Consider the following 18941-nt stretch of genomic DNA (forward strand, 5'->3'; position numbering starts at 1 on the left):
CGGTCCGGGCGCACAACTTCTCGAGGAGAATTGCCATGTCCAAGATTCATACGATCCTGATCGGTGCCGCGCTGACGGCGTTCGCCACTTCGGCCGCATTCGCCCAGACGGGCACGACGGCGCAAGGCGCGGCCGGTGCCGGCGTACAGGCGCAAACGCCGGCGGCAGGTGTCGGTGCGGGCGCGCAGGGCGGTGCCGGTGCGAACATGTCGGGCAATGCGACGGGCGGTGCGACCGATGCAGTCGGCGCGGCAGCCGATGGCGCGAAGGATACGACGTCGTCGGCCGTCCATTCGGCCAAGAAGCACACGAAGCATGCGGCGAAGTCGGCCAAGGGCCATGCGGGCTCGGCCAAGGCGAAGGCCGACGAGGCGACCGAAGGCGGCGCATCGGTCGGCGCGCAGGGCGGTGCATCGGCCCAGGGCGCCACGCAGTAAGCGGTGCCCGACGCCGTCGCGACGCTCGCCTCGAACGGCGCGTCGCGACGGCGATCGTCAGACGGCCCGATTCGCTTCGCGCGACCGGGCCGTTTTCGTGGGGGAATACGATGCGCGGGACGAGCGCGCGGTCAGGGCCGGCGCTGACCTTGCCCTTGTCCCTGGGCCGGCCGTATGGCGGCCGGCGTGAACACGCCGCGAAGCCACGCGGCGAGGCGCGCGAAGACGTCGTACGGTTCCTCGACGAAGATCTCCGGCTTCAGCAGCCGCAGGTATTCCATGATCTGTTGCGCTTCCTGCTTCTGGAACGAGCCGTGCGCGAGCCCGAGCCGCAGCAGCCCGCGCAGTTCGCCGAGCTTGTCGCGCGCGGTGCTGCCGACGCTCATCTCGCACGCGAGCTTGGCCTCGTAGATCCGCTGCCGCAGCGATTCCGCGAGCCGCCACGCAGGCGTCTGCATCAGTTCCTCGAGCGTCTGGATGTCCTGCGCCGCGCTCTTGATCTGCGACGCGAGCGGGTCGATCAGCGACGGATCGCCCTGTGCTTCGGCGACGATCGCCTTCGCCCAGTCGCGGCATGCCTTCGCGAGTTCGTCGGGGGTCCATTCGGAGCGCGACGCGAAGCCGAAGCCGAATTCGCCGGCCTGCCGCATCAGGATCGCGACGACGTCCGGAAATTCCTTGTCGAGCGCGCGCTTGGCCCACGCGTACTGGCCGCCCTGCAGCATCCGCTGCACGGCGTGCTCGGTCAGCGGCACCATGTTGTCGAGCAGCTTCGCGCGCAGGAAATCCTCGAACGACGGCGTCGCGAATTGCGGGTCGAGTTTCAGCGACACGCGGACGAACGCGTCGTAGTCCTTGCGCAGGGACTCGAGCGTGTCGTCCTTGAGGGAAAGGGTGATCTGGCCCATGAATCGTCTCGATGGCGGCCCGCGCAAGCCGGCGCCGGCACGGCGCACCGGGGACGGGGCGCAGCGTCGACTGACCGATGCGCGCCGGGGCCGGTGGCGGGTCTTCATCTCCTATATCGGCGCGCCGGGCGAAAACTTGAGCGCGCGCGACGGAGCCTGCGCTCAGGCGGGCAGCCAGTGCGGCAGTACGACCCCTTGCCACAGGAAGAACACCACGAGCCCGGCGGCGATCGTCACGAGCGGGCGGCGGGTCGCGGCCGACACGAACACGGCCGCGAGCGCGCCGACGAGCTGCGGGTTCCGCCAGGTCAGCTCGGCCGAGCCGCCGTGCGGCGAGACCGTCATCGGTACGATGATCGCGGTCAGCACGGTGACCGGCACGAAGCCGAGCGCGGTCCGCACGAGCGGCGGGAAGGTCAGCCGCTCGCCGAACAGGAACAGCGTCGAGCGGATTGCATACGTGATGACGGCCATTCCGAGGATCAGCAGCGCGTAACTCACGATGCAGCCTCCGAGCGGGAGCCGGCGCGCGTGCGATCGTGCAGCAGCGTGAGCACGACGCCGATCGCGACGCCGGCGGCGACCGCGCCGAGCAGCCCGAGCTTGTACGGCCAGCCCTGCCAGAAGTACGCGAGCGTGCCGGCCGTGGCGGCCGCCGAGAAGTAGCGCAGCGTGCCGAGCTGCGGGACGACGATCGCGATGAAGGTCGCCGCCATCGCGAAATCGAGGCCGAGCGACTGCAGGCCCGGGAATGCAGTGCCGAAGCCGATGCCCGCGAGCGTCCAGGCCTGCCAGTTCAGGTACATCGCGAGCCCGGAACCGAAAAAGTAGTGGGGGCCGATCGTGCCGGGCGGGTAGTGCCGGTAGTGTCCGTAGGCGACCGCGAACACCTCGTCGGTCATCAACGCGCCGAGCGTCGCGCGCCAGCGCAGCGGCAGGTGTGCGACATAAGGCGCGAGCGTCGCGCTGTACAGCAGATGGCGCAGGTTCACGATCAGGGTCGTGGCGAGCACGACGGCGAAACCCGCGCTGCCGGCGATCAGGCCGAGCGCGATGAACTGCGCGGAGCCCGCGAACACCGCGAGCGACATCAGCGCGCCGTGCCATGCGGCGAGCGGGCCGCCGCCGACGAGCGTGCCGAAGATCACGCCGAACGGCGCCGCGCCGATCATCATCGGAATCGTGTCGCGTGCGCCGTCGAGCCATTCGTTGAGCGGGCGGCGCGGGGGCGATGCGGGTGTCGTGTTCAAGAAGCGCTCCTCCATGACGTGGAGGATAGCGGGCCGGCGGCGAGCCGGCTTGTATGTTCTTGCGCCCGCGGGAGCGGTGCCGGTTCGCGTGTCGGCCGGCGCGGGTCGCGGCGCGGCCGGCGGCTGCGGGAAGCCGCGCGTCAGCTTGCCTGCCAGCGCCCGGGCGGCACGCCGAACATCCGTTTGAAATGCCGCGTGAAGTGGCTCTGGTCGACGAAGCCGCTGGCCGCCGCGACATCGGCGACGGGCACGCCCGCGCGCAGCGGCGCCAGTGCACGCTGCAGCCGCAGCTGGTTGCGCCACGCATGCGGCGGCATGCCGGCCGTACGGGTGAACAGGCGCGCCGCGTGAAACGGCGACAGGCCGGCCGCCTGCGCGACGTCGTCGAGCGTCACCGTGCACGTCAGGTCGGCGGCGAGCCGCTCGCGCATCGCATCGACGCGCGGTTCGTCGGCCGCGAGCGGCGCCGGCTGCGGCCGCACGTCGGCGTGGCGCGCGATCAGCGTCGACAGCGCGTCGAGCATCGCGGTTTCGGCGGCGAGCGGATCGTAGATGCGCGGCACGCCGGTGGCGGGAGCACCGGCCACCGGGTCGCCGGCCGCCGGCGCGTCGGCTGGCGACCCCGGCGCCTGCGACGACAGGGCGCGCTCGCTACCGGCTTCCAGCATCCGGTGCGCGAGCGTGAGCCGGGCCGCGAGATCGGCGTCGCGAATCACGTCGGGGGCAAACCACGGCGCATCCTGCGGGCGGCCCGCGATCGAACTGGCGAGTTCGCGGATGAATTCGACCGGCATGTAGCTGACGCGATAGCACCAGCCCTCGTCGGCGGCACGCGACCCCGTATGGACTTCGCCGGGATTGATCACGGGCACGGTGCCCGTTTCGGCGACATGGCCCGTGCCGCAATAGGTGAAGCGTTCCGCGCCTTCGAGAATCACGGGGATCGTGTACGCGTCGTGCCAGTGGGGCGCGAACGTGTGATCGCGATAGGTGGCCGTGAGGAGATCCGCGTCCGGCACGAGCGGCGTGCGCCAGTAGCGCGCGGAATCGGGAAGGCGGGTGGCGGACATGATCGGGCGACGGGAGCGGTCGAACCGACAGTGTATCGCTCGCGCGCCCGGCGGGTGCGGGCTTACTTGACCGGAATCGTCGTGCCGGCCGGCATCGGCACCGCGGTGACGGCGTTCTTCGGGCTGCCGCTGACGATGCGGTCGCTGTAGGTCAGGTAGACGATCGTGTTGCGTTTCTTGTCGACCACGCGCACGACGTGCAGCGTCTTGAAGATGAACGACATGCGTTCGCTGAACACGTCGGTCTGCTGCTTGAGCGGTTCCTTGAAGCTGATCGGGCCGACCTGCCGACAGGCGATCGATGCTTCGCTCGGATCCTCGGCGACGCCGAGCGTGCCCTTGATCCCGCCGGTGCGGGCGCGCGACACGTAGCAGGTCACGCCGTTGACGATCGGATCGTCATAGGCCTCGACGACCACGCGATCGGAGCCCGTGACGCGGAAATGGGTATTGACGCTGCCGACTTCCTCCGCGTGCGCGAACGGTGCGGCGGCGAATGCGGAGAGCAGGAGGGCGAGGGGGGCGGAGCGCGGGAGGCGATGCTTCATCGACGGAACCGGATGCGAATGCGGGACAGAGACTCTAGCATGCGCATGGCCGCGCCACGAAAAGCAGAAGGCGGAACGGCGACCGGAAAAACAAAAGGCCCGTCGAATGACGGGCCTTTGCTATTTGGCTCCCCGACCTGGGCTCGAACCAGGGACCTACGGATTAACAGTCCGGCGCTCTACCGACTGAGCTATCGGGGAATAAATCGGTACATCTGCGTGTTGTCTGGTCTGGTCCAACAAAAAACCCGTCCACTTTCAACGGGCCTTTGCGTTTTTGGCTCCCCGACCTGGGCTCGAACCAGGGACCTACGGATTAACAGTCCGGCGCTCTACCGACTGAGCTATCGGGGAACAAACAACAACAGCAGAGAAACGAGATTGTATGGAGCGTTCGCTAACCTGTCAATACCTTGGAGCCGCGACGCATAAATTTTTTTGCAGTCGCCGCCGTGCGATCAGCGCTCGAGCAGGTGCAACTTGTCCTGCACGTCCTTCCACTCGTCCGCGTCGGCCGGTGCCGGCTTGGTCTTCGTGATCGACGGCCAGTTCTTCGCCAGCTCGGCGTTCAGTTCGGTGAACTGCTGCTGGTCGCCCGGAACGTCTTCTTCGGCATAGATCGCATTGGTCGGGCATTCGGCGACGCACACGGCGCAGTCGATGCACTCGTCCGGATCGATGGCGAGAAAGTTGGGACCTTCACGGAAGCAATCCACCGGGCACACATCCACGCAATCCGTGTATTTGCACTTGATGCAGCCTTCGGTCACAACGTGAGTCATTAAAACGCTCCTGCTCGGCGGTATATATGGGGGTGGCGTTTGCGCCAAAAGCGGCATTGTAACTGAAGCGCAAAACCCGCATGACGTGGTCGGCTATCCGGCTTATATCGTTTCGTGATTAGTTTATGGGGGTGCGCAACGCGGATACCGGCGCGCCTGGCACGAGCGCGATGCGGCATCGCGGCGGGGCGGTTTCACGATGGTCCGGCCCGCATTCGGGTAACATGACCGACAGACCGGGCGGCGCGGTGCGTCGGGGCCCGGTCACGATATTGGCGCTGCCGTCATCATGATCATCACTTCGCTGCTCGACACGGATCTCTACAAGTTCACGATGATGCAGGTCGTCCTGCATCACTTTCCCGCTGCAAACGTCGAATACCGTTTCCGGTGCCGCACGCCCGGCGTCGATCTCGTGCCGTACATCGACGAGATTCGCGACGAGGTGCGCGGCCTGTGCTCGCTGCGCTTTTCCGACGTCGAACTCGACTACCTGCGGCGGATGCGCTTCATCAAGAGCGACTTCGTCGACTTCCTCGCGCTGTTCCACCTGAACGAGAAGTACATCTCGATCACGCCGTCGCCGAAGGGCAACGGCGAGATCGACATCGTGATCGAGGGGCCGTGGCTGCATACGATCCTGTTCGAGATCCCGGTGCTCGCGATCGTCAACGAAGTCTATTTCCGCAACACGCAGCGCGAGCCCGACTATCGCGAAGGCCGCGAAAGGTTGCGCGAGAAGATCAAGCTGCTCGGCGCGAAACCCGAATTCGCCGACTGCAAGATCGCCGACTACGGCACGCGCCGGCGCTTCTCGAAGGTCTGGCACGAGGAAGTCGCGCTCACGCTGCGCGACGGGCTCGGCCCGCAGTTCGCGGGCACGAGCAACGTGCTGTACGCGATGAAGCACGACATCACGCCGCTCGGCACGATGGCGCACGAATACCTGCAGGCGTGCCAGGCGCTCGGCCCGCGGCTGCGCGATTCGCAGATCTACGGCTTCGAGATGTGGGCGAAGGAATATCGCGGCGACCTCGGGATCGCGCTGTCGGACGTCTACGGCATGGACGCGTTCCTGAACGACTTCGACATGTATTTCTGCAAGCTGTTCGACGGCGCGCGCCACGATTCGGGCGATCCGTTCGACTGGGGCGAGCGGATGCTGCGCCATTACGAGACGAACCGGTGCGACCCGCGCACCAAGGTGCTCGTGTTCTCGGACGCGCTCGACATTCCGAAGGTCATGCAGCTGTACGAACGGTTCCGCGGCCGCTGCAAGCTTGCGTTCGGCGTCGGCACCAACCTCACCAACGATCTCGGCTACGTGCCGCTGCAGATCGTGATCAAGATGGTTCGCTGCAACGGTCAGCCGGTCGCGAAGCTGTCGGATTCGCCGGGCAAGAGCATGTGCGACGACAAGGCGTATCTCGCGTACCTGCGCCAGGTGTTCGGCATCGCGCAGCCGGTCGAGGAAGACGCGTCGAAGTAGGCGCCGGCCGTTCGGCCGAGGGTGTGGCAGTAGGGGTGGCCGGTATAATCCGACGTATTGCACGCCAACGTCACGAGGACCGTTCATGGACACTTCCGCTGCCCGTCGCCAGATCCTCGCGCGCATTCGCGCGGCGCAGGGGCGCGCGGCCGAACCCGATGCAGCGGAGCGCGACGGCGTCGCCGACTATCTCGCCCGTCATCCGCAAGGCCCGCGCCCGCCGGCGCCGGCCGACCTTGTCGCCGCTTTCGTCGACGAAGCGGGGCGCCTGTCGACCACGGTCGACGAAGTCGCGACGCTCGCCGATGCGCCTGCCGCCGCTGCCCGCTATCTTGCCGCTCACGGTCTGCCGACGCAGGCCGTCGCGTGGCGCACGCTGGCCGATCTCGACTGGGCCGCCGCCGGCCTGTCGGTCGAGTGCCGCAAGCCGCGTGACGGCGATCTCGTCGGCCTGACCGGCTGCTTTTGCGCGACCGCCGAAACGGGGTCGCTGGTATTGCTGTCCGGCCCCGACACTTACGCATCGGCCGGCCTGCTGCCAGAAACCCACATCGCGATCGTGCCGGCGTCGCGCATCGTCGCCGGTCATGAAGACGCGTTCGCGCTGATTCGCGCGGAGCGCGGCGAACTGCCGCGCGCGGTCAATTTCGTGTCGGGCCCGTCGCGCACGGGCGACATCGAGCAAACGATCATTCTGGGTGCGCACGGCCCATACCGCGTGCATGCGATCGTCGTACGGGGCGCATGACGCGCCCGCTGCATTCACCCTCACTCGCACAAGGAAGTTCCGCATGAAACGACACGCCGCCTGGGCGGGCATGGCGTCGGGAATCGCGCTTGGCGCCGCTCCCGCGCTCGCATCGGCCGCCACGCTCGACGGTGCCACGCTGTCCGCGCTCTGGGGTATCCCGTTCGCCGGGATCCTGCTGTCCATCGCGCTGTTCCCGCTCGTCGCGCCCGTGTTCTGGCATCACCACTTCGGCAAGATCGCCGCCGGCTGGGCGATCGTGTTCCTGGTGCCGTTCGCGGTCGCGTTCGGCGCCGGCACCGCGTTCGGCACGCTCGTGCATGCGCTGCTCGAGGAATACATTCCGTTCATCGTGCTGCTCACCGCGCTCTATACGGTCGCGGGCGGCATCTGCGTGAACGGCAATCTGCATGGTTCGCCGAAACTGAATACCGCGATTCTCGCGCTCGGCACGCTGCTCGCGAGCGTGATGGGCACGACGGGCGCCGCGATGCTGTTGATCCGGCCGCTCCTGCGCGCCAACGACAACCGCAAGCACGTCGTGCACGTCGTGATCTTCTTCATCTTCCTCGTCGCGAACGCGGGCGGATCGCTGTCGCCGCTCGGCGATCCGCCGCTGTTCCTCGGCTTCCTGAACGGCGTGAGCTTCTTCTGGACGACCACGCATCTCGCGCTGCCGATGCTGTTCATCTGCGTGGTGCTGCTGACGCTGTTCTTCGCGCTCGATACGTACTTCTACCGGAAGGGCGGCGAGGAGCGGCCGGCCGCGCTCGATCCGACGCCCGACGGCGCGGCGCTGTCGATCGACGGCAAGATCAACTTCGTGCTGCTGGCGGCCGTGATCGCGCTCGTGCTGATGAGCGGCGTGTGGAAGCCGGGCATTTCGTTCGACGTGTGGGGCACGCACGTGGCGTTGCAGAATCTCGTGCGCGACGTCGCGCTCGTGGTGGTGACGCTCGCGTCGCTCGCGCTGACGCCGCGTTCCGCGCGCGAGGGCAACGCGTTCAACTGGGCGCCGATCGAGGAAGTCGCGAAGCTGTTCGCCGGCATCTTCGTGACGATCGCGCCGGTGATCGTGATCCTGCGCGCGGGTGCGGACGGCGCGTTCGCGCAGATCGTCCATCTCGTCACGGGGCCCGACGGCAAGCCGATCGACGCGATGTACTTCTGGGCGACGGGCATCCTGTCGTCGTTCCTCGACAATGCGCCGACCTATCTCGTGTTCTTCAACCTCGCCGGCGGCGATGCGCAGGCGTTGATGACGACCGGCGCGTCGACGCTCGCCGCGATTTCCGCCGGCGCGGTGTTCATGGGCGCGAACAGCTATATCGGCAACGCGCCGAACTTCATGGTGAAGGCGATCGCCGAATCGCGCGGCGTGAAGATGCCGAGCTTCTTCGCGTACCTCGGCTGGGCGCTCGTCGTGCTGATACCGGTATTCCTGCTGACGTCGTGGCTTTTCTTCCCGGCGTAAGCTGACGATTTTCAACCCCGAGCGGGCGGTCCCGGCGGCGCACGGCGCCACGAGCCGTCCGCGGCATGCGGAGATGGCGATGCAGAAGATCCTGGTCGCGCGTCCGATCTTTCCGGACGTGATCGAACGGCTCAAGCAGTATTTCGAAGTCGACTGGAACGACGGCGACGCGCTCGCGCCCGACGCGCTCGCCGCGCGTCTGGCCGACAAGGACGGCGCGCTGACGGCCGGCGACCCGGTCGGCGCGGCAACGCTCGCTGCCGCGCCGCGCCTGCGCGTCGTGGCGAACATGGCGGTCGGCTACAACAACTTCGACATGGCCGCATTCAACGCGGCGAACGTGCTCGGTACCAACACGCCCGACGTGCTGAACGAGTCGACCGCCGATTTCGGCTGGGCGCTGATGATGGCCGCCGCGCGCCGGATCGCCGAATCCGAACACTGGCTGCGCGCCGGTCACTGGCAAAAGTGGGCGTACGACGGCTTCCTGGGCACCGACATCCATGGCTCGACGCTCGGCGTCGTCGGGATGGGCCGCATCGGCCAGGCGCTCGCGCGCCGCGCGCGCGGCTTCGGGATGCGGGTGATCTATCACAACCGGTCGCGGGTCGCGCCCGAGATCGAAGCCGAGCTGAATGCCGAATACGTGTCGAAGGATGCGCTGCTCGCGCGTGCCGATCATGTCGTGCTCGTGCTGCCGTACACGAAAGAGAACCATCACACGATCGGCGCGGCCGAGCTCGCGAAGATGAAACCCACGGCGACGCTGACCAACATCGCGCGCGGCGGGATCGTCGACGATGCGGCACTGGCCGCCGCGCTGCGCGACGGGACGATCGCCGCGGCCGGCCTCGACGTGTACGAGGGCGAGCCGAGCGTGCATCCGGCGCTGCTCGAGGTGCCGAACGTCGTGCTGACGCCGCATATCGCGAGCGCGACCGAAAAGACCCGCCGCGCGATGGCGAATCTCGCCGCCGACAACCTGATCGCCGCGCTGGGCGAGGGGCCGCGTGCGGGGCAGCCGCCGAATCCGATCAACCCTGACGTGATCGGGAAGCCGCGCGCATGACGATGACGTTGTTGCTTGCTGCGGTCGTCGTGCTGGCCGTCGCGCTCGCGGTGGCGATCGTCGCGCTCGTGCGCGGCGGCGGCCGCCACGACGACGCGGCCGTGCTCGGCGACCAGATCGAGGATGCCGCGCATGCGCAGGCGCGCGCGGTCGAGCGGCTCGAACGCGAATTGCGCGGCGAGATCGTCGAAAACGCACGCGGGTCGCGTACCGAGCTGGCCGGCAGCTTTGCCCAGTTGCAGCAGACGCTCGCCGCGCAACTGACGAGCGTGGCGACCGTGCAGAACAACCAGATCGAGGGGTTCGCGCAGCAGCTCGGCAAGCTCGTCGCCGGCAATGCGCAGCAGTTCGATGCGATGCGCGAGAGCGTGCAGCGCCAGGCCCAGCAGGCGCGCGAGGAACAGACGGGCGCGCTGCGGCTGTTCGGCGATACGTTGAACCGGCAGCTCACGCAACTGACCGAGGCGAACGACCGCCGGATGGGCGAGGTGCGTGCGACGCTCGAACAGCGGCTGAAGGAAATCGAGACGAACAACGCGGCGAAGCTCGAGGAGATGCGCCGCACCGTCGACGAGAAACTGCACGCGACGCTCGAGCAGCGGCTCGGCGAATCGTTCAAGCTCGTGTCGGACCGGCTCGAACAGGTGCATCGCGGGCTCGGCGAGATGCAGACGCTCGCGGCCGGCGTCGGCGATCTGAAGAAGGTGCTGACCAACGTGAAGACGCGCGGCACCTGGGGCGAAGTGCAGCTCGAGGCGCTGCTGGAACAGGTGCTGACGTCGGACCAGTACGCGAAGAACGTCGCGACGGTGCCGAAGAGTACCGAGCGCGTCGAATTCGCGATCCGGCTGCCGGGCCGCGCTGCCGGCACGGGCGACGCGCCGCCGGTGTGGCTGCCGATCGACGCGAAATTCCCGCGCGAGGACTACGAGCGATTAATCGACGCCCAGGAACGCGCCGATGCGGTGGCGGTCGAGGAGGCGGCGCGTGCGCTCGAGGCACGGGTGCGGATGGAAGCGCGCACGATCGCCGAGAAGTACGTCGCGCCGCCGCACACGACCGATTTCGCGCTGCTGTTCCTGCCGACCGAGGGGCTCTATGCGGAGATCCTGCGCCGCCCGGGGCTGACCGACCTGCTGCAGCGCGACTATCGCGTGACGGTCGCCGGGCCGACCACGCTCACCGCGCTGCTGAACAGCCTGCAGATGGGGTTCCGCACGCTCGCGATCGAGCAGCGCTCGAGCGAGGTGTGGCAGGTGCTCGGCGCGGTCAAGACCGAGTTCGGCAAGTTCGGCGACGTGCTCGCACGCACGAAGGCGCAGCTCGAAACGGTCACGCGCTCGATCGAGTCTGCCGAGCAGCGCACGCGCGTGATGAGCCGCAAGCTGAAGCAGGTCGAGGCGCTGCCGGGCGATGCGGCGGCCGGCCTGCTCGGCGCGGAAGGGGCCGAAGGCGCCGATGCGGACGACGCGTGATGCGCGCTGCCGGCAGCCGCCGGACGGAAAAAACGGGCGCCGCGGCGCCCGTTTTCCTTTGCAGCGATCGCCGGCGCGGCCGGCTCGCGCTCAATGCGCGGCGAGCGTGTCCAGCGCGTCGCCCGTCACGCGAACGATGCGCCATTCCGGCAGCACGGTTGCGCCCATCTTCTCGTAGAAATCGATCGCCGGCTGGTTCCAGTCGAGGACCGACCATTCGAAGCGCGCGCAACGGCGCTCGACGGCGAGCGCCGCGAGATGACACAGCATCGCGGTGCCCAGGCCCGTGCCGCGCTGCGACGGCTGCACGTACAGATCCTCGAGATAGAGCCCGCGGCGGCCGAGGAACGTCGAATAGTTGTGGAAGAACAGCGCATACGCGACGATCGCGCCGTCCTGCTCGGCCACCCGTGCCTCGGCGGCAGGGTGCTCGCCGAACAGCGCGTCGGCGAGATCGGCTTCGGTCGCGACGAACAGGTGGGTGAGCTTCTCGAATTCGGCCAGCTCGCGCATCAGCGCGAGGATCGCGCCGACGTCGCGCGTGTCGGCCGCGCGGATCAGCGGCGCGCCGCTCACGCTTCCTCCGGCGGATCGGACAGCACGATCTCGATACCACCGAAGCGCGACGCGACCCAGTTGTACGCATGGCACGCGATCCACAGCAGCACGAAACCGAGGATCGCGTTCAGCAGCAGCGCGCTCAGGATCGTGCTCAACTCGACCATCCCGTAGCGGATATAGGCGACGAGAATGCCGAGCAGCACGATCGGCACGCTGAACGTCAGGTAGACGAGGATCAGCGCCTTGGCGGTCTGCCCCGCGGCGATCGACGAGATTTGTTTCTTCATGTGCGGATTGCCCCCGTAGTGATATACCGATTGGAATTCAGATCAGGCCGTCGAGCGGCAGGATGTCGACCGGGGCGCCCGCGTCGACTGCCGCGGTATCGTGACCCAGGACGATGAAACAGTTGGCGGCTGCGAGACCGCTCAGCGATGCGGAGCTTTGCGATCCGGCCGGCGCGACGTGCCATTGGCCGTCGGCGGCGCGCGTCGCGATGCCGCGCAGGTATTCGGTGCGACCGGGACGCGTCTTCAACGGCTGCGTGCTGAGCGCCGTGTACATGGCCGGCGGCGGCGTCCGTGCGCCGGCCAGCGTCAGCAGTGCGGGGCGCACGATCGCGTAAAACGTCACGGCGGATGCGACCGGATTGCCGGGCAGCCCGAAGAACAGCGCGTGGCCGGCGCTGTCCCCTTCGCGTGCGAGCGTGCCGCACGCGAGCGGCCGGCCGGGCCGCAGCGCGAGACTCGCGAACGTCACGTCGCCGAGCCGCGCCATCACGTCGCGCGTGAAGTCGGCTTCGCCGACCGACACGCCGCCCGACGTGATGACCGCATCGGCCTGCGCGGCGATGGCCTCGCGCAATGCGGCTTCGAGCGCGGCGGGGTCGTCGCGGACGATCCCAAGATCGATCGTGTCCACGTGCAGCCGTTCGAGCATCGCGATCAGCATTCCGCGATTGCTGTCGTACAGCGCGCCGCGGCCGAGCGGTTCGCCGGGCTCGCGCAGCTCGTCGCCAGTCGAGAACACGGCGACGCGCACGCGCCGGCGCACCGTGACGTCGGTGACGCCGAACGACGCGAGCAGGCCGAGATCCGATGGCCGCAGGGTACGGCCCGCGGCGAGCGCGCAGGCGCCGCGCGCGAGATTCTCTCCGGCCTTGCGGCAGTTCGCGCCGCGCGCGACGTCGTGCGCGGCGAAGTGGATCGTGTCGCCATCGACGCGCACGCGTTCCTGCGGAATCACCGTGTCGCATCCGGCCGGCATCGGCGCGCCCGTCATGATGCGCACGCATGCACGGGCCGCCACGGCGCCGTCGAACGGATGGCCGGCGAACGCGGTGCCGGCGATCGTCATCGCGACCTCGCCCTGCGCCGACGCGAGTGCCGCGCTGCTGCCGTCGAACGCATAACCGTCCATTGCCGAGTTGTCGTACGCGGGAATGTCGAACGGCGCGCTCACGTCGGCCGCGAGCACGCGGTCGAGCGCATCGCGCAGCGTCACCGTGTCGCACGCGTCGACCGGCGCAGCGAAACGGCACGCGAGCGCCTGCGCGTCGGCGAGCGACAGCGGGGCATCGGGGTCGGGTGCGGTTCGGGAAGCGGGCGAGGATTGCGTGATCATCAGTCGGACTGCGCCGCGAGGCGTATCGGGTTCGTGGCCGGTGGCGCGAGGAGGGTGCCTGGGCGCGGGTTTCGCGTGTGGCGGGCGCCGGGCGGGAACGGCACGGCGCCGTCAGCGACGGGCCAGCGCGGCGAGTTCCTGCCAGGAGTTGGCATTGTAAAACGCACGCTCGTCGCGAAACTCGACTTCGACGGTCGTGTGGCGTGCGTACCACGCACGCACCTTGCGGTCGCCGGCCGCGAGCCGGGCGGCCAGGTCGTCGGCCAGCGACGTGCGCAGTAGCGCGAACGTCGGCTGCGGCGAGCGCATCTGCTGCGCGTCGACGGTGATCGCCATCGCGATGTCGGCCTGCTGCGCGTCGAGCGCCGCATGCAGCCGCGCGACGAGGTCGGCGGGCAGATAGGGCGTATCGCATGGCGAGCATGCGAGCAGCGGCGCGCGCGCCGCGCGCATGCCGGCAAGCAGGCCCGCGAGCGGCCCGGGGAAGTCGGGCGTTTCGTCGGCGACGATGCGTGCGTCGAACGGCGCACCGAGTTCGGCATAGCGATCGGCATGGCGATTCGCGCTGATCAGCGTCTCGTCGACCTGCGGCGACAGCCGGCGCAGCACGTGCAGCGCGAGCGGCGTACCGTCGAGCAGTTGCAGGCCCTTGTCGACGCCATCCATGCGGGTGGCGCGCCCGCCTGCGAGCAGCAGGCCGGCGATCGACGGAGTGGCGGGAGCGGGCATCGTGCGTGGGCGCGAAGAGCGGCGTGCGTCAGCCGCCGATATACGACATCTCGACGCGCTTGCCGGCGCCGTCGGGCGCGGCGTCGGACGATGCGCTGCCGCGCAGCTGCGAATAGCGGTCGGTGCGTGCCTGCCAGATGCGGGCGATCGCGGTCGCGATCTCGGCATCGCTCGCGCCGCCGCGCACGAGCGCGCGCAGGTCGTGGCCCGTCGACGCGAACAGGCACAGGTACAGCTTGCCTTCGGTCGACAGCCGCGCGCGCGTGCAGTCGCCGCAGAAGGCCTGCGTGACGCTCGAGATCACGCCGATCTCGCCGCTGCCGTCCGCATAGCCCCAGCGCTGCGCGGTTTCTGCCGCCGTGTGAGGCTCGAGCGGCACGAGCGGGAAACGTTCGGCGATACGCGCGACGACCTCCGCCGACGGCAGCACCTCGGTCATGTTCCAGCCGTTCGACGTGCCGACATCCATGTATTCGATGAAACGCAGGATCACGCCGGTGCCGCGGAACCGCTCGGCCATCGGCAGGATCTCGCTGTCGTTGGTGTCGCGCTTCACGACCATGTTGACCTTGACCGGCGCGAGGCCCGCGGCCTGCGCGGCGAAGATGCCGTCGAGCACGTCGGCGCTCGCGAACTCGGCATCGTTCATGCGCTTGAACAGCGTATCGTCGAGCGCATCGAGGCTGACCGTGACGCGCGTGAGCCCGGCGTCCTTCAGCGCGCGCGCCTTGCGCGCGAGCAGCGAGCCGTTGGTCGTCAGCGTCAGGTCGAGCGGGCGGCCGACGTGCGTCGTCAGACGCGCGAGCCGCTCGATCAGGAATTCGAGGTTCTTGCGCAGCAGCGGCTCGCCGCCCGTGATGCGGATCTTCTCGACGCCGTGGGCGACGAAGACGCGCGCCACGCGCTCGATTTCCTCGTGGGTGAGCAGCGCGCTGTGCGGCAGGAACGGGTAGTCCTTGTCGAAGACCGCGCGCGGCATGCAGTACACGCAGCGGAAATTGCAGCGATCCGTCACCGAAATGCGCAGGTCGCGCAGCGGCCTGGCGAACGTGTCGGCCAGCGTGCCGTCGGGGGCATGCGCGACGCCGGAGACGTCCGGCATCCCGCTGACGTTGGCGAGAGGAATGATGCGTCGGGACATGTTGGAAGAAGTGCGAACCAGACTGCTATTTTAGCCGCAACCGGCCGGCGGGGCCGGTGGGCGGAAACCCGCAGCGCGGACATAAAAAAAGCCCGCCGGAGGCGGGCTTTTCCTGGTCGTGCGATGCGCCGTTCAGTGGTGCGTCGTTTCGACCTGCTGCATCGGGGCCGTATCGGCCGGCGGCAGCACCTTGCGTTCGCGCGGCACGCGGGCCGGGCGCGGGAGTCGCGACGCGGCTTCCTGCGCGGCCGCGAACTTGTCGGCGTCCGTGTTCACCCAGACGAGACCGGCCTGCTCCAGCACGACATCCAGGCTCGCCGAAGCGGGCGCGGCTGCCGGTTGCGCGGGGGCGGGAGCCGGTGTCGGGGCCGGTGCCGGTGCAGCGACGGCCTCGGCCGGTGCTGCCTCGACAGGCGCCTCGATCGCCGCCGGAGCGGCTTCGATCGCGACGGCCGGTGCGGCTGGCTCGACGGGCGCGGCTTGCGGAGCCTCGACAGCGGCCGGAGCGGCTGCCGGCACTTCGAACGCATCGGTCGGCGACACCGCGACCGGCGCCGGGCCCGCTTCCGCGACCGCCGGTGCGACCGGTGCCGGTTCTGCTGCCTGGACGGCGACGACGGGCTCGACCGGGGCGGCCGGAGCCGCTTCGGCATGTGCCGGCGCCGGCTGCGCTTCGACAGCGGCCGGTGCGGCATGCTGCTCGGCGACGGCTTCCACGGCGACCGCACTTGCCACGGCCGCGACGACTGCCGGTGCGGCCGTGTGGGCCGGTTCGGCTGCGACCGGCGCGTTCGGCGTCACGGCTTGCGCTGCGACTTCGCTTTCGCCTTCGGCGCCTTGCTCGGTCTGGTCGACTGCGCCATCTTCCTCGCGCTCGCGACGACCGCCGCGGCGGCCGCGACGGCGACGGCGACGTTCTTCGCCGTCACGTGCGCTGGCTTCCGCATCGGCTCCCAGTTCCGCGCCGGGCAGGGCTTCCGCAACAGCCTTGTCGGCTTCCGATTCCGGATGGTTTTCGCCGCGGGTGACGGTTTCGAGCGTGGCCGCATGCTGGGTCGGCTTGCGGCGTTCGCCGCGCTCGCGACGCTCGCCGCGCTCCTGGCGCTCGCCACGGCCGGTGGCTTCGACGCCTTCCGGCTGCTCGATACGCTCGCGCGGTTCGCGGTTTTCGCGCGGTTCGCGCGGCTCACGGCCTTCACGCGGCTCGCGACCTTCGCGCGGTTCGCGCGGGCCACGGCCCTCGCGACCCTCACGGTTTTCGCGACCTTCGCGGTTTTCCCGGCCTTCACGCAGTTCACGACCCTCGCGCGGCTCACGGCCTTCACGCGGTTCGCGCACTTCCTTGCCTTCGCGTTCCTGGCGTTGCGGCTGGCCACGGCCTGCGGCTGCCTGGTCGCGGCCGCCCTGCGCCTGCTGGGCGCCGCTGCGGCGGTTGCGATTGCGATCGCCGCCGCGCTGCTCGGTCTTTTCGGTGCGCTCGCGAGCCGGACGGGCTGCCTGCTCCTTCGCCGGGGCCGGTGCGACCGGTGCGGGCGCCGGTGCCTGCGACACGCCGAACAGACCTTTCAGCCAGCCGATGAAGCCGCCGCTTGCCGCGGCGACGGGGGCGGGCGCGGGGGCCGCAACCGGCTCGACCGGACGCTGCGGCGCGCTCGGCGCCGGACGCTCGGGCGTGATGCCCTTGACCGCGGCTTCCTGCTTCGGCTTCACTTCGGCCGCACGCTTGCTGTAGCCGGTTTCCGACTCGAGCTCGCGGGCCGCTTCCTCGGCCATCTTCCAGGACGCGCGCGGATCGTCGAGGCGTGCGTCGTCGTGACGCAGGCGCTCGAGCTTGTAGTGCGGCGTATCGAGGTGCTTGTTCGGGATCAGCACGATGCCGACCTTGAAGCGCGACTCGATCTTGTTGATTTCCTGACGCTTTTCGTTCAGCAGGAAGGCGGTCACCTCGACCGGCACCTGGCAGTGGATCGCCGCGGTGTTTTCCTTCATCGCTTCTTCCTGAATGATCCGCAGGACCTGCAGCGCGGACGATTCGGTATCGCGGATGTGGCCGGTGCCGTTGCAGCGCGGGCACGTCACGTGGCTGCCTTCCGAGAGCGCCGGACGCAGGCGCTGGCGCGACAGCTCCATCAGGCCGAAGCGGGAGATCTTGCCCATCTGGACGCGCGCACGGTCGTGCTTGAGCGCGTCCTTCAGGCGTTGCTCGACTTCACGCTGGCTCTTCGCCGATTCCATGTCGATGAAATCGATCACGATCAGGCCGCCGAGGTCGCGCAGGCGCAGCTGGCGGGCGACTTCGTCGGCCGCTTCGAGGTTCGTGCGGGTCGCCGTTTCCTCGATGTCCGCGCCCTTGGTCGCGCGTGCCGAGTTCACGTCGATCGCGACGAGCGCTTCGGTGTGGTCGATCACGATCGCGCCGCCGGACGGCAGCGGGACCGTGCGCGAGTACGCGGTTTCGATCTGATGCTCGATCTGGAAGCGCGAGAACAGCGGCACGTCGTCGTGATAGCGCTTCACTTTCGCGACATTGTCCGGCATCACGATGTCCATGAAGGCACGGGCCTGATCATGGATTTCGTTCGTGTCGATCAAGATTTCGCCGATATCGGGCTGGAAATAGTCCCGGATCGCGCGGATCACGAGGCTCGATTCCAGATAGATCAGCATCGGCTGGCCGGCGTTGCCGCTTTGCGAGGCGGCCTCGATCGCGCGCCACAGTTGCAGCAGGTAGTTCAGGTCCCACTGCAGTTCCTCGGCGCTGCGGCCGATGCCCGCGGTACGGGCGATCATGCTCATGCCGTCCGGAATCTGCAGTTGCGCCATCGTTTCGCGCAGTTCCTGGCGCTCGTCGCCTTCGATCCGGCGCGACACGCCGCCGCCGCGCGGGTTGTTCGGCATCAGCACGAGGTAACGGCCGGCGAGCGAGATGAAGGTGGTGAGGGCGGCGCCCTTGTTGCCACGCTCTTCCTTCTCGACCTGGACGATCAGCTCCTGGCCTTCGCGCAGGGCATCCTGAATGCGCGCGGAGCGCATGTCGATGCCATCCTTGAAGTACTGGCGGGCGACTTCCTTGAACGGCAGGAAGCCGTGGCGGTCTTCGCCGTAGTTGACGAAGCACGCTTCGAGCGACGGCTCGATACGGGTGATGACACCTTTGTAGATATTGCCTTTGCGCTGTTCGCGCCCGGCGGTTTCGATGTCGATGTCGATGAGCTTTTGCCCATCGACGATGGCGACGCGCAGCTCCTCCTGCTGCGTCGCATTGAACAGCATGCGTTTCATGAACGACTCCAGGCGGCTCCGCTGCCGACGCCTCGCGGTTGTCAGGCGCGAGGGCGGGAACGACGACAGGCCGCACCTTGTTGTGTTGTCACGAGCACGCTGGAGCGGGAACGCTGGCGGGGAGAATTGCCTGAAGAGGCGCTTGGGCCCGAAAGACGGGGCCGGCGGCCATAGGGCACCTGCGAATACGGCTTCAAAGCACGGCGTTCACACACCGCACGCTGCAAAAGCGCGCTAAGCCTGATCCGGGCATTGCCACGGGCGCGCGCAATGCGTCGCGCGCGCCGACGGGCGGCAGATGCTGCGGCTTGGGCCGCAGCGGGGAGTATCGAATCCAGCCCGACTTTCCCGCTTG

18 protein-coding genes and 2 tRNA genes are annotated in these 18941 nt (G+C 68.6%); 6 read left to right on the top strand and 14 right to left on the bottom strand.

Translation table 11 applies throughout. The annotated features are described in order from the left end of the window. Positions 1-35 precede the first annotated feature (35 nt). Positions 36-437 (top strand): hypothetical protein, encoded by a 402-nt coding sequence (locus CFB46_RS09285; protein WP_089499818.1) that lies wholly within the window; start codon positions 36-38, stop codon positions 435-437. Between the two features lie 131 nt (positions 438-568). Here CFB46_RS09285 and CFB46_RS09290 read toward each other — a convergent pair whose 3' ends face one another. From CFB46_RS09290 to fdxA, 8 genes are all read right to left on the bottom strand, one after another. After that, on the bottom strand, positions 569-1345 hold the full coding sequence (locus CFB46_RS09290) for a DUF4088 family protein (RefSeq protein WP_027783906.1): 777 nt from the start codon (positions 1343-1345) through the stop codon (positions 569-571). Between the two features lie 162 nt (positions 1346-1507). After that, complete coding sequence (locus tag CFB46_RS09295; RefSeq protein WP_089499819.1) at positions 1508-1846, bottom strand: AzlD domain-containing protein; 339 nt, start codon at positions 1844-1846, stop codon at positions 1508-1510. Further along, positions 1843-2610: an AzlC family ABC transporter permease gene (locus tag CFB46_RS09300; RefSeq protein ID WP_089499820.1), complete on the bottom strand. Its 768-nt coding sequence runs from the start codon at positions 2608-2610 to the stop codon at positions 1843-1845. The genes CFB46_RS09295 and CFB46_RS09300 overlap by 4 nt, the downstream gene beginning before the upstream one ends. A 125-nt stretch (positions 2611-2735) precedes the next feature. Next, entirely contained in the window at positions 2736-3665 is a 930-nt protein-coding gene (locus CFB46_RS09305; RefSeq protein ID WP_089499821.1) for an AraC family transcriptional regulator, read from the bottom strand. A 62-nt stretch (positions 3666-3727) separates the two neighbouring features. Continuing rightward, the gene (locus tag CFB46_RS09310) at positions 3728-4213 is read right to left on the bottom strand and encodes a CreA family protein (RefSeq protein ID WP_089499822.1); all 486 of its coding nucleotides are present in this window, start codon (positions 4211-4213) and stop codon (positions 3728-3730) included. Between the two features lie 125 nt (positions 4214-4338). Further along, positions 4339-4414: transfer RNA gene (locus CFB46_RS09315), tRNA-Asn, on the bottom strand. A 77-nt stretch (positions 4415-4491) separates the two neighbouring features. Continuing rightward, positions 4492-4567, bottom strand: a tRNA-Asn gene (locus tag CFB46_RS09320). 104 nt (positions 4568-4671) lie between these two features. Next, positions 4672-4995, bottom strand: coding sequence for a ferredoxin FdxA (gene fdxA, locus CFB46_RS09325; protein WP_011544919.1), 324 nt, complete (start codon positions 4993-4995; stop codon positions 4672-4674). Between the two features lie 289 nt (positions 4996-5284). Between fdxA and pncB the strand changes: the two genes are divergently transcribed. From pncB to rmuC, 5 genes are all read left to right on the top strand, one after another. Next, positions 5285-6484: a nicotinate phosphoribosyltransferase gene (pncB, locus tag CFB46_RS09335; protein ID WP_027783911.1), complete on the top strand. Its 1200-nt coding sequence runs from the start codon at positions 5285-5287 to the stop codon at positions 6482-6484. A gap of 85 nt (positions 6485-6569) precedes the next feature. Then, positions 6570-7232, top strand: a complete 663-nt coding sequence (locus CFB46_RS09340) for a LutC/YkgG family protein (protein ID WP_089499823.1) — start codon at positions 6570-6572, stop codon at positions 7230-7232. A gap of 43 nt (positions 7233-7275) precedes the next feature. After that, positions 7276-8706, top strand: a complete 1431-nt coding sequence (locus tag CFB46_RS09345) for a sodium:proton antiporter (protein WP_027783913.1) — start codon at positions 7276-7278, stop codon at positions 8704-8706. Positions 8707-8785: 79 nt separating this feature from the next. Then, entirely contained in the window at positions 8786-9775 is a 990-nt protein-coding gene (locus tag CFB46_RS09350; RefSeq protein WP_089500380.1) for a 2-hydroxyacid dehydrogenase, read from the top strand. Next, on the top strand, positions 9772-11250 hold the full coding sequence (rmuC, locus tag CFB46_RS09355; protein ID WP_089499824.1) for a DNA recombination protein RmuC: 1479 nt from the start codon (positions 9772-9774) through the stop codon (positions 11248-11250). The genes CFB46_RS09350 and rmuC overlap by 4 nt, the downstream gene beginning before the upstream one ends. A 90-nt stretch (positions 11251-11340) precedes the next feature. Here rmuC and CFB46_RS09360 read toward each other — a convergent pair whose 3' ends face one another. The 6 genes from CFB46_RS09360 to CFB46_RS09385 form a co-directional block, all read right to left on the bottom strand. Further along, positions 11341-11826, bottom strand: coding sequence for a GNAT family N-acetyltransferase (locus CFB46_RS09360; RefSeq protein WP_089499825.1), 486 nt, complete (start codon positions 11824-11826; stop codon positions 11341-11343). Then, entirely contained in the window at positions 11823-12098 is a 276-nt protein-coding gene (locus CFB46_RS09365; RefSeq protein ID WP_006476519.1) for a hypothetical protein, read from the bottom strand. The genes CFB46_RS09360 and CFB46_RS09365 overlap by 4 nt, the downstream gene beginning before the upstream one ends. Before the next feature lie 37 nt (positions 12099-12135). Further along, a complete protein-coding gene (gene moeA / locus CFB46_RS09370) occupies positions 12136-13434 on the bottom strand; it encodes a molybdopterin molybdotransferase MoeA (protein ID WP_089499826.1) in 1299 nt (432 codons plus the stop codon). 111 nt (positions 13435-13545) lie between these two features. Then, positions 13546-14163: a molybdenum cofactor guanylyltransferase MobA gene (gene mobA / locus CFB46_RS09375; RefSeq protein ID WP_027783918.1), complete on the bottom strand. Its 618-nt coding sequence runs from the start codon at positions 14161-14163 to the stop codon at positions 13546-13548. A 28-nt stretch (positions 14164-14191) separates the two neighbouring features. Beyond that, positions 14192-15304: a GTP 3',8-cyclase MoaA gene (gene moaA / locus CFB46_RS09380; RefSeq protein ID WP_089499827.1), complete on the bottom strand. Its 1113-nt coding sequence runs from the start codon at positions 15302-15304 to the stop codon at positions 14192-14194. A gap of 132 nt (positions 15305-15436) precedes the next feature. Then, the gene (locus CFB46_RS09385) at positions 15437-18586 is read right to left on the bottom strand and encodes an Rne/Rng family ribonuclease (RefSeq protein WP_089499828.1); all 3150 of its coding nucleotides are present in this window, start codon (positions 18584-18586) and stop codon (positions 15437-15439) included. Positions 18587-18941 lie beyond the last annotated feature (355 nt).

The organism is Burkholderia sp. HI2761 (assembly GCF_002223355.1).
Classification (GTDB): Bacteria; Pseudomonadota; Gammaproteobacteria; order Burkholderiales; family Burkholderiaceae; genus Burkholderia.